The 15,320-nt window shown below is 63.8% G+C and carries 13 protein-coding genes; 5 read left to right on the top strand and 8 right to left on the bottom strand.

Annotated elements, in window-relative coordinates:
* Window positions 1-126 precede the first annotated feature (126 nt).
* The 4 genes from HMI60_RS21110 to HMI60_RS18295 all read right to left on the bottom strand — a co-directional run bounded on the left by HMI60_RS21110 (window position 127) and on the right by HMI60_RS18295 (window position 3,827).
* Window positions 127-765 (bottom strand): DUF6318 family protein, encoded by a 639-nt coding sequence (locus HMI60_RS21110; protein ID WP_227453590.1) that lies wholly within the window; start codon window positions 763-765, stop codon window positions 127-129.
* 215 nt (window positions 766-980) lie between these two features.
* Window positions 981-1,358, bottom strand: coding sequence for an RNA-binding S4 domain-containing protein (locus HMI60_RS18305; RefSeq protein ID WP_055975330.1), 378 nt, complete (start codon window positions 1,356-1,358; stop codon window positions 981-983).
* 167 nt (window positions 1,359-1,525) lie between these two features.
* On the bottom strand, window positions 1,526-2,629 hold the full coding sequence (locus tag HMI60_RS18300; RefSeq protein WP_193590165.1) for a sulfite oxidase: 1,104 nt from the start codon (window positions 2,627-2,629) through the stop codon (window positions 1,526-1,528).
* Between the two features lie 163 nt (window positions 2,630-2,792).
* Window positions 2,793-3,827, bottom strand: coding sequence for an aldo/keto reductase (locus HMI60_RS18295; RefSeq protein WP_193590164.1), 1,035 nt, complete (start codon window positions 3,825-3,827; stop codon window positions 2,793-2,795).
* 277 nt (window positions 3,828-4,104) lie between these two features.
* Here HMI60_RS18295 and HMI60_RS18290 point away from each other — a divergent pair, with 277 nt between their 5' ends.
* On the top strand, window positions 4,105-4,596 hold the full coding sequence (locus HMI60_RS18290) for a flavin reductase family protein (protein ID WP_018779942.1): 492 nt from the start codon (window positions 4,105-4,107) through the stop codon (window positions 4,594-4,596).
* A 14-nt stretch (window positions 4,597-4,610) separates the two neighbouring features.
* On the opposite strand, the gene HMI60_RS18285 is transcribed toward HMI60_RS18290, so the two are convergent.
* Window positions 4,611-5,378 carry a hypothetical protein gene (locus tag HMI60_RS18285; RefSeq protein ID WP_193590163.1) on the bottom strand — a complete coding sequence of 256 codons (768 nt, stop codon included), beginning with the start codon at window positions 5,376-5,378 and terminating at the stop codon, window positions 4,611-4,613.
* A gap of 185 nt (window positions 5,379-5,563) precedes the next feature.
* Between HMI60_RS18285 and HMI60_RS18280 the strand changes: the two genes are divergently transcribed.
* Window positions 5,564-5,971, top strand: a complete 408-nt coding sequence (locus tag HMI60_RS18280; RefSeq protein WP_193590162.1) for a YchJ family protein — start codon at window positions 5,564-5,566, stop codon at window positions 5,969-5,971.
* Window position 5,972: 1 nt separating this feature from the next.
* On the opposite strand, the gene HMI60_RS18275 is transcribed toward HMI60_RS18280, so the two are convergent.
* Complete coding sequence (locus tag HMI60_RS18275) at window positions 5,973-7,937, bottom strand: acyl-CoA dehydrogenase family protein (protein WP_055975316.1); 1,965 nt, start codon at window positions 7,935-7,937, stop codon at window positions 5,973-5,975.
* Window positions 7,938-7,999: 62 nt separating this feature from the next.
* Window positions 8,000-8,302, bottom strand: a complete 303-nt coding sequence (locus HMI60_RS18270; RefSeq protein ID WP_018779938.1) for a hypothetical protein — start codon at window positions 8,300-8,302, stop codon at window positions 8,000-8,002.
* Between the two features lie 291 nt (window positions 8,303-8,593).
* Here HMI60_RS18270 and HMI60_RS18265 point away from each other — a divergent pair, with 291 nt between their 5' ends.
* Genes HMI60_RS18265 through HMI60_RS18255 form a run of 3 tightly spaced genes read left to right on the top strand, consistent with a single transcriptional unit; the run spans window position 8,594 to window position 14,431 of the window.
* Window positions 8,594-10,051, top strand: coding sequence for a DUF3375 family protein (locus tag HMI60_RS18265; protein WP_026267467.1), 1,458 nt, complete (start codon window positions 8,594-8,596; stop codon window positions 10,049-10,051).
* Window positions 10,044-10,961, top strand: a complete 918-nt coding sequence (locus HMI60_RS18260) for a DUF4194 domain-containing protein (RefSeq protein WP_193590161.1) — start codon at window positions 10,044-10,046, stop codon at window positions 10,959-10,961. The genes HMI60_RS18265 and HMI60_RS18260 overlap by 8 nt, the downstream gene beginning before the upstream one ends.
* Window positions 10,958-14,431, top strand: a complete 3,474-nt coding sequence (locus HMI60_RS18255) for an ATP-binding protein (protein ID WP_193590160.1) — start codon at window positions 10,958-10,960, stop codon at window positions 14,429-14,431. Before HMI60_RS18260 ends, HMI60_RS18255 begins: the two co-directional genes overlap by 4 nt.
* A gap of 77 nt (window positions 14,432-14,508) precedes the next feature.
* Here HMI60_RS18255 and HMI60_RS18250 read toward each other — a convergent pair whose 3' ends face one another.
* On the bottom strand, window positions 14,509-15,009 hold the full coding sequence (locus tag HMI60_RS18250) for an FBP domain-containing protein (protein ID WP_193590159.1): 501 nt from the start codon (window positions 15,007-15,009) through the stop codon (window positions 14,509-14,511).
* Between the last annotated feature and the right edge of the window lie 311 nt (window positions 15,010-15,320).

Genomic DNA, 15,320 nt, shown 5'->3' with positions numbered 1-15,320 from the left:
CAGGAGGAGCAGCCGTATTCGAGATGTTCACTGTCCCCAGCCCAGTCAAGATCGTCGAAGCCGGCCAGTTCAGGGGCATCAGAAATATGTAGGCTGCCCAAGCCGTGTACCTGGCCCAACGGGTCGTCATCGGATAATGCCCACGTCAGTGATGAGCCAAGCTCCCTGGCGGTATTCAGCAAAGAAAGCGGCGGCGTCATTCGTAGCTGCAGTGAATTCCCGACTTTCGGATCCGGTCTCTTCGAAGTAGCGAATCTCTTGCTGAATCACTTGCAACTTGCCTTGCTGGGTCGATACGACGGGATCCCACGCGACTTCTATGACAGGGGTTCGAATTGTTCCCCCGGTAAGCCAGCGCTCCTCCGCGTAATTGGCTTCGATGGACTCTGCCAGGTGCTGGCAGAGCGCACAGGCACTGGACGACAGCTCCAAGGACTTCGTGGAATTACCGGTCTCGTATGCGTAGCTAAGTTCCTGAAACCAGTACCTAATAAACGCTTCCAGTCCCGCCTTGGAGTTCTCCTTCGCCAGCTCGGGCATCACAGGCACCGGTACGTTCTGGGCTTTCCCCTTCGCATCCGCGGGTTTGTAGGCCCCGGAAGAAGACGGAGTAGCCGAAGCAGCGGGTGACGAAGCGCTTGAGGTGGGCGACGCCGTCGTCGTGTGTGTTTCCGAAGAGCCCGTACCTGGCGACCCGTCCTGGCAACCGCTCAGAAGCACCGCCGCCAGGATGGACGACAACATGGCAGACGAAAGGCGTGACATGACAAGCTCCCCAACAGCTGTTCGACGGTGTGGCGGCCAGTCTAAGCAGCGTGCGCGGGGGGATTCACGTCAGAAAAATGGTGCTGTGGATAAGTGCCGAGGAATATTCTGCTGAATGATCGGGACGTCGATATCGTAAAAGGCTTGGGATTCCGGGGTTTCTGGCCGGCGCCCAGCCTGATGATCCAGCAAAATTTGCGTGGTACACCGCAAGGTCAGCCCCGCAGCTTCTCCATGTCCCGGCGGTCCTTCTTGGTGGGCCGGCCGGCTCCGCGGTCGCGCTGGGGGAGTCCAAGCTTGGGAGCCACGGGCCTCGGCGGAGTGTGGTCGGTGAAACAGTGCGACGCGGCCTCGGCTCCTACGCGTTTGGCGATGAGTCGTCGCACTTCGAGGATCCGTTCCCAGCCGGATTCCCGGACCCGGATGGTGTCGCCGATGATCACGCTTTGCGATGCCTTGGCCGGGTTCCCGTTGATCCGGATGTGCCCGGCACGGCAGGCGGCTGTGGCGGCGGAGCGGGTTTTGTAGGCTCGGATCGCCCACAACCAGGCATCAACGCGGACGTTTGCTGGGGATGACGACGGAATACTCATGATCTGAACGAGTCTAACCGGGCGTCACGTGCACGACGAGAACGCTGGAAGAAGTCCGGAACGCGGGAAAGGTGCGAGTTCGCTGGAACGCTCCGGCGAACTCGCACCGCTCCGGCGAACTCGCACCGTCTCGGCGTTCTCAGGAGGCGCCAGGGAACCGAAAGCAACTACCGCACCGTCACCTCAACCCGCTGCGCCATGTTGTTCCCGATACCCTGGTAGTTCCACACCTGCTCGGTAGGCTGCAGTGCGCCTGAGGTATCCATGGCCCGGCACCGCAGTACATGCTCGCCCGGACTGGCCACCCACACCATGGACCACGACCGCCACGCGAAGTCCCCCACCGCCGGATCCAAGTGCGCAGGCATCCATTCGCCGTCGATCCCCACTTCCACCCGCTCCACTTCACCGTGTCCGGACCACGCCCGCCCATGCAGCATCACCGGGCCGGCGTCCACGATCCGTCGCCGGGTGAAGAATTCCGGGATCCCCGGCGGCACCATCAGGGAGCGCACGCGGATATGGGTAACAGGAATGCCGGGCCCATCCGGACCCTGCAGATAGTGATAGGCCACGGACTGCTGCCATCCCATGAACCGCGACGTCACTGCTTCGATCGACGTCAACCACTTCACACTCGCCATCCCGTACCAGCCAGGGACCAGGAGCCTCAACGGGAATCCATGCTGCAGCGGCAAAGGCTGGCCGTTCATGGCGTAGACCAGCATCACTTCGGGGTGCATGGCCTCGGCGACGGAAAGACTGCGGGCATAAGGCTCTTCGACGCCGCCTTGGACACCGTTGTCGGCACCGGTAAAAACAAGTTCGACGGCGTCACTCGACAACCCTGCCTCCTCCAGCAGGGCCGCCAATGGAGTTCCGGTCCACTCGGCTGTGCCCACCGCGCCAAGCACCCAGGGCTGGCTCAAGGGGCGGGGCTCCAGAAGCGAGCGGCCGTTTCCCGCGCATTCGAGAGTGACGGGCATGGTGACAGCCGGCCGCGCTTTGATGTCCTCAAGGCTGAGTTCAAGCGTGTGGTCGACAGCCCCGCCCAGTCGCAACCGCCACGTCTCAGGTGACAGATGCGGGATGTCGAAGTGGATCAGCAGGTAGTGCAGGCCGGCCGGAGTGATGTCGTCGTACAGGGCCTCCAGCGGCATCGAATGGTTCCGCCCGGAAAGCTGCAACTCTTCGTGGGTCAGGGGTCCATCGGTGGGCTGCCCGGTGACGACGGCTTTCGTGGCCCGTTGTTTGAGGTGATCGTTGGACATGGGACGGCGGCGTTCTACTGGAAGCTAAACGCTGCGGAGTGCCGCAGCACCTAGGTCAAGGATCACGCCGGGGCGAACCTGCGTCAATACCTCGTTGCGAGGCCCGCTCTGCGCGCTAAAACAGGTGCAAAGAACGCAGAGCAGGCCCCACAACGGAAGGTAGCTACCGGCGTCGTAATTCCGGGTACTCAAGGTGCGGGGCAACGGTGCCGGCGTCGCGTTCGAGGAAGTTGACTGCGGGCGCCACGATGTCGTCGATTTCATCCAGAACGGACTCGCTCAGCACCACGTCCGCGGCTTTCAGGTAATCGGTCAGGTGCTCCTCGGTGCGGGGGCCGATGATCACGCTGGTCACTGCCGGGTGGTTCAGGGCAAAGGCGACTGCCAACTGGATGAGCGTCAATCCGTGGCGTGCCGCGAGCTGGGCCAGGGTGTCCGCGGCGTGCAGTTTGCCTTGGTTGAACGGCGCATTCACATCGAAGCGGCCGGGAAGTGCGGAAAAACGCGAACTCTCGGGCTGCCCGGCCCCGACCCGGTAACCGCCTGCCAGCCACCCGCCGTCGAGCGGTCCGTAGCTCAAGACCCCGACGCCGTACTGCTGGGTGATGGGGAAGACGTCGCGTTCGTTGGCACGCACCAGAAGCGAATAGGGCACCTGGTCCACGACCGGCGGGGTCAAGTGGTTGGTGTTGGCGATCCACTGGGCCTCAACGAGTTGGGCCGGGCTGAACACGGACGTGCCGTAGTAGAGGATCTTGCCCTGGCGGATGAGGTCGTTGAGGGCAGTGATGGTTTCCAGGAGGTCGGTGTTGTAGTCCGGGCGGTGTGCCTGGTAGAGGTCGATCCTGTCCGTGTTCAGACGCCGCAAGCTGTCCTCCACAGCCCGGACAATCCAGCGGCGGGAGTTGCCGGCGTGCGCGGGGTTGGATCCCATTTGCCCGTGGAACTTGGTGGCGAGGAAGACGTCGTCGCGCCGGCTGTGGATCGCCTGGCCCACCACGGTTTCGGATTCTCCTTGAGAGTAGATGTCTGCAGTGTCGATGCTGGTGATACCGGCGTCGAGCGCGGCCTTGATGATCCGGATGCTCTCTGCGGGACCTGTGGGCGCGGCGCCGGTGCCGAAGTTCAGGGTGCCCAGGGTGAGCGGGCTGATCAGGGCGCCAGTGCGTCCAAGCGTTCGTAGCTCGTTGAGGCTCATGTCGGCTTCCTGTGGATGGATAGTGCTGGGTCGACGCCTGGGTCAGCGGCGTGGACGGGATGTTCAATCGAGGCTACACACGGCCGCCGGAGGCATAAACGCAAATGGTAGAAGTTCTTCGTTTTTCGTCTTGCGGGGTAATGGAAGAGGCCTTACTTCGCGACATTTCTTGACACACGGCAACACAAATGTCTTGCGGATCAACAAATATTGCCGTTCTTCCAAGCGGGTGAATTATGGGAAAGGAACTTAGGAAACGCACGAAAGGGACAGCGGGATGACACAGACCACAGTGGAAGAAACGGCGGCCATCAAGGCGGCTTTTGCGCAGTTCCCCTCCGGAGTTGCCGCCTTCAGCGCGATGGTGGATTTCACGCCGGAAGCGCTGGTGGCGTCGTCCTTCACCGTGGGCGTTTCACTGGAGCCGCCGCTGGTCATGTTCGCAGTGCAGAACTCGTCCACAACGTGGCCCAAACTGCGCCAGGCTCAGCGGCTTGGCGTCTCGGTCCTGGCTGAGGGGCAGGAAGCTGCCTGCCTCCAGCTCTCGTCGAAAACGAGGGACCGCTTCGCCGGGCTGGATACGAGTGTCAGCGACTCGGGCGCGGTGCTGATCGATGGGGCCGTGTTGGGTTTCGAATGCGAAATAGTTTCAGAAACGCCCGCCGGGGATCACGCGATCGTGGTTCTTGAGGTCAAGGCAACCACCGTCAACCTCGAGTCCAAGCCGCTGATCTACCATGGCGCAGCGTTCCGTCAGTTGGCCGCTTAGCCCGGCACGCCGAGCTAGGAGTTTCGGGCAGCGCCGCTGAGGGATCCCTTTTTGGTGGGGCCTTGGGATTTCCCCTTTGGGGACGTCACAGGGCCCTGCTTCTTTGGCGGGTTGGCCGGTGCCGGGCTTTTTGACGACGGCGTGGGCTCGTCGAGGTCGCGGACCGTCACTTTGATGGGCGGTGGCTGCTGGGCCTTGGCCCGTTCGGCCTCGCGTCGGTCGGCTTCAGCAACCGCATCCGCCCAGTCCTTCGACAGGACCGGCGGTTCCTTGGCAGCGGCCACGACGATCGGGTGGTGCGCAGTTTGGTGCTCGACGGCGGACTTGACCTCGGCCGGTTTGGGCAGTTTCCGCGGGTCCACCTTTGATTTCCACGCGCCGTCCTTGACGGCGGCCGACGCACCTGAGATCCGGCGTCGGGTCACTCCGAGCAAGTCCCGCTTGGGCGCAGCGGGCGCCGTAGCAGGAGATGGCGCGGCAACCGCCGCGGCAACCGGCGCCGCAACAGGGGCCGATTCCTCAGCTGCGCTGTCAACAGCGTCCGCGCCGACTACCCGTTCCGGCACGTATCCGGGCCGAGCGGGAAGATGCACGATGGGAGTGGTGTCCTTCTTGGGGAAGACGCCAATCAACGCCAGGAGGATGACAGACACCAGCCGTCCCACTCCGGCAACCACCAGAGTGATGATGACAATCAACCCGAGGCCGAGGAACATCAGCAGAGCCAGGCCCAGCGTCCCCAAATACGTCAGGTTGATGGCGAGTGTTGTCGGATCCTCCACGTAGCCTCCCCTGGCTGTCGTTTTGTGATGCGCGCATTGCCCACCCAGCTTGCTTATCTAGCGTAAGGTCCCGCACCGACGGAATCACGCGCCGCAGCCCACTCTGGCAGGGTTGTTTCGAACCTGTTATCTCGCATGCGAAAATATGTTGCCCAGCTCTCATTTACAGCCCAGATTGGCGCGTCGTGACCCCTGACCACACCCGGCTCCGCAACGGTGCCTGCCCCTGCCTTTCCGGCGAGCAGTACGACGAATGCTGCGGCCGGTTCCATCGCGGGGAGGCCGAGGCGCCCACCGCAGAGCAACTCATGCGGTCCCGGTATTCGGCCTTCGTGGTCCTTGAGCCCGGGTATCTGTTGCGGACGTGGCATTCCACCACACGGCCCGCCTCCATGGACCTGGACCCGGACCTGCAGTGGCGCAGGTTGGACATCCTTGCCACGAGCAACGGCGGCCCGCTCGACTCGGCGGGCACCGTTGAGTTCGCGGCGCACTACAGGTCCGACGGCGAACGCGGCGTCCAGCGTGAACTCTCCCGTTTCGTGCGGGAAGGCAAGCGTTGGTACTACGTGGACGGGGACGTGCTCCAATAGCTCACCGGTATTTGCGGTGGAGGGTTTCCTTGGTCGAGGGGCCGGGGGAGGCGTCGCCGATCCAGGGGCCCGTTCCTTCGGACTGGTCCAGGATTCCGGCCTCCAGCCAGGCATAGTCGCCGTCGAGGACTTTCCGCGAGAGGTCGTGGTCGCCGTCGTCGGTGTTGCGCCAAAGCTGGTCGAAGTACTCATCCACCCGAACACGGGCCTGTTCGCAGAAGGCTTCAGCCAGCTCGAAGGCAGCCGCGCCTTGTTCCGGGCGGGTCCGCAACAGCGACTCGGCGCGTGAACAGCACGCGGCCATGGCGAACAGCTCGGCCCCGATGTCCACGATCCTGCCCAGGAACGCCTGCTTGTGCTCAAGCTTGGCCTGCCAGCGTCCCATCCCGTAGAAGGTCTGCCGGGCGAGGCGGCGCGAGGAGCGTTCAACAAAGCGCAACTGCTTGGCGAGCCGCCCGAATTCGGCGTACGACCGAGGGTCCATCCCGGCGCCCGCAACCAGTTTGGGCAACCAGCGGGCGTAGAAGCCGGAGGCCCCGACGGCGGCCTTCGCCTTGTCTTGCAGGCTCGCGTCCGCCGAGGCGAGGTCGCCGGCGGCGGCGAGGTGTGCGTCCACTGCCTCGCGCGCGATCAGGAGTTTCATGATTTCGCTGGAACCCTCGAAGATCCTGTTGATGCGAAGATCCCGAAGGAGTTGCTCGGCCGGGACTGCCCGTTCCCCACGGGCTTCGAGGGAATCGGCGGTTTCGAAGCCGCGGCCGCCACGGATCTGCACCAGTTCATCGGCGATCCTGCAGCTCAGTTCGGTGGACCACAGTTTGGCCAGCGCGGCCTCGATGCGGACGTCTTTTTGGCCGGCGTCGGCCATCTCGGCGGAGAGCTCAAACACGGCCTCCAGCGCAAAAGTGGTGGCTGCGATGAAGGCGATCTTCTTGCCCACGGCCTCGTGCTTGCCCACTGGGCGGCCCCACTGCGTCCGGGCGTTGGACCACTCCCGGGAAATCTTCAGGCTCCACTTTCCGGCAGCGACGCAGAGGCCGGGGATGGAAAGCCGCCCGGTGTTCAGGGTCGTGAGGGCGATCTTCAGCCCCTGCCCCTCCCGCCCGAGCCGGTTGGCGGCAGGCACCCGCACCTGGTGGAAGCGCGTCACGCCATTCTCGATGCCACGCAGGCCCATGAAGGCATTCCGGTTCTCCACCGTGATGCCGGGCGAGTCCATCTCCACCACAAAAGCGGAAATGCCGCCCTTGTGTTCGGTTCCATCAGGATCGGTGTGGGCCGGGACCCTGGCCATGACTACAACGAGTTCAGCGATCACGCCGTTGGTGGTCCAAAGTTTCACGCCGTCCAGAAGGTAAGAACCGCCGTCGTCGGAAAGTACGGCAGTGGCGCCCATGCGCGCGGGGTCGCTGCCGACGTCGGGTTCTGTCAGGAGGAACGCCGTGATGGCGCCGGCGGCGCAGCGCGGCAGGTATTCCTTCTTCTGCTCCGGCGTGCCGAACTCCTTGACGGGCTCGGGGACGCCGATTGATTGGTGGGCGGAAATCAGCGCACCCAGGCTCGGATGGACTGAACCCAGGAGGGCGAGGGCCCGGCCGTAGTACACCAGGGAAAGGCCCAGTCCGCCGTATTCGCGTGGGATCTTCATGCCGAACACGCCAAGCTCAGCAAGCCCGGCCAGATACTCGTCCGGAATCCTGGCGTCGCGTTCGATCTGCCGGCCGGACATTGTTTTGGCAAACGCCAGCAGCCGGGCCATGAACTCCTCGCCCCGTTCCACGTCGTCCGCTTTGGCTTGTGGCCAGGGGTGGATCAGGCTGAGGTCGAAGCTGCCCAGATACAGGCCTTTGGCGAAGCTTGGCCGGTTCCATTCAGTTTCGCGGGCAGCCTCGGCGACGGCGCGGGCTTCCTCTGCTGTGGCATTGACGCTTGCGGCGGTGAGACTGCTGTCTGTAGCGGACGTCATGGGAAAACTCCTCTAGCCGGTTGTGCCGGATGGAGCCAGGGTCCGCCGTGGGTGGGAACCCTTCAGCTGTCCCTCAATGCTACCCGCGGGTAGCTACCCGTGCCAGAGGAAACCTGGGGCTGGAACTCCGCCGGAATTTCCACCTGTCCGGCATGGTGGACCAGGCTGTCCCAGGCAAAATTAATGCCGTGGACAAGGCCACCAAGGACGGCTTTGACGATGTACCAGGCCGTCCCCATGGCTCCGATCAGGACGATCGTTGCCATTGCTGCGGCCGCAATGAATGCGGCCAAGATTACAGCGAAGAACAGCGTTCCAATAACTACGTATGTGCCTGTTTCCAGCGCAGTGAAATCGAAATCCATGGTTCCCCCCGGAGCGACATTGCGTGAGTCGACGCGGCGTGGCGGCGTCGATGATCTGACATTAGGGGCGGGGGTGCTTTCCGGCCAGTGCTGACGCGCGTCATTGCGGCGTTGATATGCGATCGAAACCGTACCGGAGCGTAAGTCACGGAATGATTGCGGCCGGCCAGCGCGGAAGCCCCCGACGGCGGTACTTCCGGCCCGCTCGACGCCTCCGCGACGCTCTGCGTTAACCTTGTACGGGGCAGTTTCCGCTGCCAGCCAGGTTTCGCAGCAGCTGAAGGAGAGTAGTTGTCCCGTTCAGCCATGTCCTCCGCCGACGCAATCGGCGCGAGGCTCCGCGACCTCGAACAGCTGACCAAGGGTCCCGCGTGGGCCCTGACGCGCTCGGCGCCGTGGGTCATCGCCGTCCTCCAGGCCTCCTTTACCCGCACCAGGCCGCAGCTTCCGCTCGAAGAGTTCCACGCCGACGTCGACGCTTTCCTAGAGCAGCTCCGGCGCCAGGATCCCGCGCTTGGCGGCCAGCAGAACGGCAAGTTGTTCGGTGACGAATGGACGCGCAAGCAGTTCCTGACGCGACGCAACCAGTCGGGCCGGATCGTGTACGAGGTCACCGAGCCCGCAGCGCGTGTGCTCGCTTTCCTCGACAGCCTCTCCAGCGAACGTTCCACTCTGAACGGTTCGAGGCTCGGCACGCTGCTCGGCGATGTGGAGAAGCTGGCCAACGAAACAAACCCGGACCAGAGCGCGCGCCTGGAGGCCCTGGAAGAGGAAATCCACGAGCGCCAGCAGCTGGTGGAGGACATCAGTTCCGGTGAATTCGACGGCCTCCTTGACGACGAGGAAGCCGTTGAAGCTGCCGGTAACATCCTTGACCTCGCCGCAAGCCTGCCCGCGGACTACAAGAAAATGCGTGACCGTATCGAGGAACTGGTGGGGGAGCTCCGCAACCAGATCATCGAAGAGTCGTTGAGCAAGGGCGCAACCATGGCCCAGGTTCTGGAGGCCGACAAACGGCTTCGGCAAAGCCCCGAAGGACGTACTTTCCGTTCCTTCACCGCCTTCCTTGAGGATCCGCAACAGCAGCTGCGTTTCCGCTCGGCCATCGGCGAGGTGCTGAGCAGGCAGTTTGCGGACGATCTCTCCCACGAGGACCGCGAAACGCTGAAAAACCTCGTCGCGGAACTGCGGTACCAGCACAGCCAGATCCAGCGGATTTACGGAAAGCTCTCGGAAAGCCTCAACACCTATATCCAGAGCGACGACGTCCGGCAGTCGGTTAGTCTCCGCAAAGTGCTGGCCGAAGCCGAACAGGCCATCCGTTCCCTGCCATACGAACGCGACCGGCCCGGCCTGGTGCCTGGACCTGTGCTCTTCAACGCCGGTTTCGAGTCCTTGGCCATGGTCAAGCTGTTCGACCCGGACGAGTTCGCCACGCCCCCGCGCCTGGCCGACCCCATAGCGTTCAGCGACTCGGACAGGGTCCGTTCGGCCCGCACCGGCAAAGCGCGCCCCGATGTTGTGCGGGCGGCCATGGCGGGCTCGGCCACGTTGGGTGAGGCCTGGGAAAACCTGCCCGCGGAAGAACGGCACATCAACAGCGTCCGGACCCTCCTGTCCATGGCATTGCAGACCGGCGCGGCTTTCGACCGCGCCGCCTGGGAACACATCGACTTCGAACAAATCGACGGCAGCATCCGCACCGCGTACCTGCCTGTCGTCACGCTGAATGAGGATTCCAATGACTGAGGACATCACGACGACGGACATCACCGAAGCGGGTGACGTCACCGTTGCGGAGGACGTCACCGCTGCGGAGGACGTCACCGAAACGGAGCGGGACACCGAAGCGGAGCAGGACACCGTTGCGGTGCCCGATGAGACCGCCCAGCAGCCGGACCCGTTCCGGATCACGCCGCGGGACACTTTCGTGGACGGTGCCGCGCTCTTCCCCGGCGACACCGGCGTGCTCCCGATGAAAGTCCGCCATGCCCTGGTGAAGCTCCTTAAAGGTCCCTACGTTGATGGTGCCCGCGACGAGAAGCTGTGGACGACCCTCCTGGACAACCAGCTGATTCTCCGAAGCCGCCTCTCGGAACTCTTCCTGACCCTCCAGTTGGACCACGACCGCAAGATCGCTGTCCTGCGACCCGTTGATCCGGAAATCATCGGGGCGAGCTCCCGCTCCAGCATCCTCCGCCAGCAGCGTGCTTTGAGCCGCGTCGAAACCATCGTGCTGCTGCGGCTGCGCCTCCTCCTTGACCGCCACGTCACAGCCCAGACCGACCCCACGATCACCCGCGAAGAGATCTCCGACCTCGTAGCGAACTACACCCCGGCCGGCCAACAGGACGCCCTGCGCGACTCCGACGTGGTCACCCGCACCATCACCAAACTCCTCGCCCGGCAACTTCTCCTCCCCACCCCGCTGGATGACACGTACACCATCAGCAATGCCCTCCCATTGGCCCTCCCGTTCGAAAACATCGGCGACATCCCGGCCCACATAGAAGCCCTCGTGGCAGTAGCAGCGGACGAATCCGGCACGGAGCCTTTGCTGGATATGGAAGCTGACTCCAGCCCCACTTCCGAAGACGGGGACGACGACGCCGGTACCGCCGCGGACAGTGACCCAGCAGCAGAGGAGGCAGCCAAGTGACCATCGCAAGCATGCTCCCGCTCGGCGAGCTCACGAATCCGGGCCAGATGCGTTTGGCCCTCGTCCAGGTGGTCAACTGGGGCACCTTCCATGGCGCCCACACCATGCACGTGGACCGCAAGGGCACGCTGCTGACCGGCAATTCCGGTGTCGGCAAGTCCACACTCTTTGATGCCATGCTCCGCGTTTTCGATGCCCGCCCGCGGTCGAACGAGGCTGCTGCCCAGCGGTCCGGCGGGGCTGTGGAGGACAAGAGGACCACGTTCACCTACATGCGCGGCAAGGTCGGTGACAAGGCGGTCGGGGATAGTTCGGCCAGTGCCTTCCAGCGCCCCGGTGCCACCTGGTCCGCCGTCGCGCTGACGTTTGATAACGCAGCCGGCACCAAAGTGACGGTGGCAGCGCTGTTCGACCTGCCGAAAAACGGCACGGAGTCGAGCGTTGGGCGTTTCTATGTGATCGACAGCAAGCCCCTGGACCTCGAAGCGATCGAGGGGATCGCGCAGAAGCGGTTTACCAGGAGTGCCTTGGAGTCGATCTTCCCGGACGGTCAGGTGTTCGACGTCCACAAGGCGTTCGCCGAGCGGTTCCGGCGGCTCCTGGGTATCAACTCGGACCAGGCGCTTCCGCTGCTGCGCGTTATCCAGGCCGGCAAGGGCTTGGGCGGCAGCGTCAACACGTTCTTCCGGGACCAGGTGCTGGATGCCCCGGCCACGCTGGCTGCGGCGGACGACGTCGTTGAGGAATTCAGCAACCTGATGTCGATCCGGCAGCGGCTGGAGGATGTCCGGCTGCAGCGCGACCAATTGGCTCCGGTGCCGGGCCTGAACAAGGAATACGCCCAGGCCTTGTTGGACGCCAACCGCCTCCGTGAGTTGGCCGGCGAAGAGTTTGAAGCTTACAAGCAGCAGCTCGCTGTCACGGTGCACGCCAAGACGTTGGCCCGTTTCAAGGAGTTGGCACAGTCCAAGGCGCAGGAACTCGCCGCCGAGCGTGTGGTCCGCGATGCCCTGGCCAAGGAGTTGCGGGACCTTGAGCTGGACTACAACAACCGCGGTGGCAACGCCATTTCGGCCATTGAGCAGTCGTTGGAGAACGCCAAGGTTGGCCTGAAGCTGCGCCAGCAGGTTGAGGACTCGGCCAGGAAGGCGCTGGCCGACGCCGGGCTGAACCTGGAATGGTCAGCCGAGGGCTGGGACCAGGCGCACGAGCAGGCCGCCGCCCGTTCGATCGAGCTGAAAGACGATTCGGAGGCCTTGAAAGAACTCCGTTTTGAGGCGTTCGATGGCCACGCGACCAAGAAGCGTGAGCTGGCTGCGGCCCAGCAGGAACTGTTGTCGCTGCGGTCGCGCAAGTCCCTGCTGCCGCCGTCGAGCATTGAAAACCGGGCCGCCATCGCTGCCGCGACGGGCGTACCGGAAGAACGGATGCCGTTTGGCGGCGAGCTGATCGACCTCGCGGAGGGGCAGGACCAGTGGCGGCCCGCGGCGGAGCGGGCCCTGCGCAACCTGGCCACCACCTTGCTGGTTCCGGGGGAGCACTTTGCTGCCGTCACGCGATACCTGAACGACAACACTGTTCGGGGCGCGCTGCGCGCGGTGGACGTCTCCAAGCCGCTTGCCGGTGGGGCGCTGGCTGTGGAGGACGTGTCCGACGGCGACCTCTTGACGAAGTTGAGCATCCTCACCTCGGGCGCAAACGCCGACGCCGGGGAATGGATCCGTGAGCGGATCGCCTTGGACTTTGCGTATCCGTGTGTCGAGGACCCGGACGAGCTTGCCTCGATGGACAAGGGCCTGAGCCTGGGCGGCGTTGTGAAGCGGAACCGGCACACCGTTGAGAAGGACGACCGGTTCACCAGCCGGCAGGATTACGTCCTCGGCTTCGATAACGCTTCCAAGCTTGAACTCGTCGCTGCCCGCGTGGGCGAGCTGGAGAATGAGCTGGCCAAGGCTGCCGAACTGGCCCAAAGCCGTGAGGATTCGCACCAAGGCATGGCCCGCCAACTGGAAGCCCTGCGGCGCGTGGCTGAAGACGAGCGGCCGTGGGAACAGGTTTCGGCTGCCGTTGCCGCGGACGAGCTGGCACGGATAGAGCAACGGCTGGTGGATGCTTTGGCCGCCCAGGCGGACCTCGAGCCGTTGCGTGCCAGCATCGAAGCCGTCCGGGAAAAGCACCAGTCCTCCACAGGGGTGGCGGCTGTGCTGCAGAGCGAATACAAAGCGCTCGACCACAAGATGACCACGGCTGACGGGCTGTTGGATGCGGCGAGGCTCAAGCTTGAGCAGTCACCGCCGTCGGCCTCTACCGTCACCGCGCTGGAACCGTACTTCGACGGCGTCGCGGACGTCTCCGAACTGTATGAGCTGGACAACCTGGCCAACAGCGTCCGGAACAAACTCCTGGACGAGTTGCACGCGGCCGAATCCCGGAGCCAGGCGACTGCCGAACGCCTGACGCGCATGTTCGAAGCGTTCGTCCGCGACTGGGGGAGCGCCATCAGCGCCGACCACGGCACCTCAATCGGTGCCGCAGGCGACTTCGAAGCCCGCTACCACGCGATCATGAGCGATGGCCTGCCCGCACAGGAGGCCGAGTTCAGGCTGTTCTTCAACCAACGTACGCACGAGTCGTTCAGTACGCTCCTGCACCTTCTCGATGAGGAACGGCGCAGCATCACCAGCCGCATCCTCCCCCTCAACGGCATCTTGTCCGAGGTCAATTTCCACGAGGGAAGCTTCCTGGAACTGGACATCAAGCAGACGCTGCCGGCAACGGCCAAGGTCTTCAAGGACGCCATCCAGAACGCTTTGAAAACCAAACACACACGGCCCTCGCGCGGCGCTTCGGCCGCTGGTTCCGCCGAAACGGACGACGACGCCGAGCTCACCGCCCGGTATAGATCACTGGAAACGCTGGTGAAGCGGCTCGGATCGCAAACGCCGGAGGATCGACGTTGGCGTGCCGAAGTGCTGGACGTCCGTGGACACGTCTTCATCCAGTGCAAGGAACACCGCGAGGTGGCAAAGCAAGGGAAGGCCGGCGCATCCAAAACCGGCAAGAAGAAAACCGAAGTCTTCATGCACGCCGACACCGGCTCCATGTCAGGCGGTGAGCGCCAACGGTTCACGGCCTTCATCATGGCTGCTGCATTGAGCTACCAGTTGGGCATCGCCGAGCAGGGCTTCACCACCTACGGCACCGTGATGATGGACGAAGCGTTCGTGCTGGCCTCGGAGGAGTTCGCGGGTGCGGGCATCAAGGCACTCCACGAATTCGGCTTCCAGCTGTTGCTGGCCGCGCCCGAAAACGTCATTGACCTGTCACGGCACCTCGGCTCCGTCACGGAGATCCTGCGGGACAAGCGGACCAACCGCTCGGGCGTCCTCACGGCTCCCGTTATCGCAGGGCCGGGCGAACCCGGCGCATGGCGATCCGAAGCCAACCCGGTGGACATCGTCCTGCGCTAGAAAGCAACGCGGGGTCACTTATGGCCCTTAGGGAGGCCCTTTATGGGCCAAAAGTGACCCCGCGTTGCTCCAGGGCGCTACTTTGACACGTCGCGGACCCGGTCCAGGAATTGTTCCGTCCTGGACTCCAGGCCTGCGATTTGCCGAACCACGACGACGGCCGGGTCCGGGTTGATCTCATTGGCCGGTGGTTCCTTGCGCACGTTGGCGCTGCAACCGAACTCGGCGCAGATCAGGGTGCCCACGGTGTTCCCGTCCTTGCCGGACTGTCCGGCCTTCTTGGCAACCCAGAGGTAGACGTCGTCCTTGGAGAAGACGTCCCGGCACAGTTCGCACAGCACCACCCGCTTCTTGCCGGACCCTCCCTCGGGGGCGCGGAGCACGACCCCAGTAAGTTTGCCCCGGTGGGGGACCACCAGGTACCCGCGCTGGGGCATCTTCTCATCGCGCCACCCGAGGAATTCAAGGTTGTCCCAGTCGATGGTGTCGAAATCGCGGGGAAGATTGGCCTTTGCTGCCTCGGAGCGGCTGGCGTTGATGAAGGATGAACGGATCTGTTGGGCAGTGATTTTCTGCATGGCAAAGCTTCTTTCGAAAAGTGGTCGACGTCCGCGTGCCTGGGCGTGCCTCTGCCGGCACGGCCACGGGCAGTGTTGCGGGATGGCAGGAGTCGTCGGTCACCAAACGAGGAAATGGCAAGGCAAGGAAAGTGCCCTGAGGCCGGGTTTTTGCTGTGCCCGGAAACCTAGAGAGATGCCGACGTGCAGGGGAGTGCCAAGCAGGCCAAAACGGCCACCTCGCTAACCATGGCTGCAGCAACTGAAACAGTGCGCACGCTCATCCCCTCGTCGTTTTCCAGAAGCGGTAGTCCGCCATCGACCATCCTAAC

The sequence above is a fragment of the Paenarthrobacter sp. YJN-D genome (genome assembly GCF_015040335.1).
In the GTDB taxonomy this organism is placed as follows: domain Bacteria; phylum Actinomycetota; class Actinomycetes; order Actinomycetales; family Micrococcaceae; genus Arthrobacter; species Arthrobacter nicotinovorans.
The sequence above is the reverse complement of the archived record's forward strand: the minus strand, read 5'-3'. Positions and strand labels throughout refer to the sequence as shown.

Bases quoted from the DNA above. Each gene is read 5' to 3' on its own strand.
- HMI60_RS18305 (WP_055975330.1), bottom strand. From the start codon at position 1,358: ATGAGTATTCCGTCGTCATCCCCAGCAAACGTCCGCGTTGATGCCTGG.
- HMI60_RS18260 (WP_193590161.1), top strand. From the start codon at position 10,044: ATGACTGAGGACATCACGACGACGGACATCACCGAAGCGGGTGACGTC.
- HMI60_RS18270 (WP_018779938.1), bottom strand. From the start codon at position 8,302: ATGGATTTCGATTTCACTGCGCTGGAAACAGGCACATACGTAGTTATT.
- HMI60_RS18290 (WP_018779942.1), top strand. From the start codon at position 4,105: ATGACACAGACCACAGTGGAAGAAACGGCGGCCATCAAGGCGGCTTTT.
- HMI60_RS18300 (WP_193590165.1), bottom strand. From the start codon at position 2,629: ATGTCCAACGATCACCTCAAACAACGGGCCACGAAAGCCGTCGTCACC.
- HMI60_RS18275 (WP_055975316.1), bottom strand. From the start codon at position 7,937: ATGACGTCCGCTACAGACAGCAGTCTCACCGCCGCAAGCGTCAATGCC.
- HMI60_RS18250 (WP_193590159.1), bottom strand. From the start codon at position 15,009: ATGCAGAAAATCACTGCCCAACAGATCCGTTCATCCTTCATCAACGCC.
- HMI60_RS21110 (WP_227453590.1), bottom strand. From the start codon at position 765: ATGTCACGCCTTTCGTCTGCCATGTTGTCGTCCATCCTGGCGGCGGTG.
- HMI60_RS18295 (WP_193590164.1), bottom strand. From the start codon at position 3,827: ATGAGCCTCAACGAGCTACGAACGCTTGGACGCACTGGCGCCCTGATC.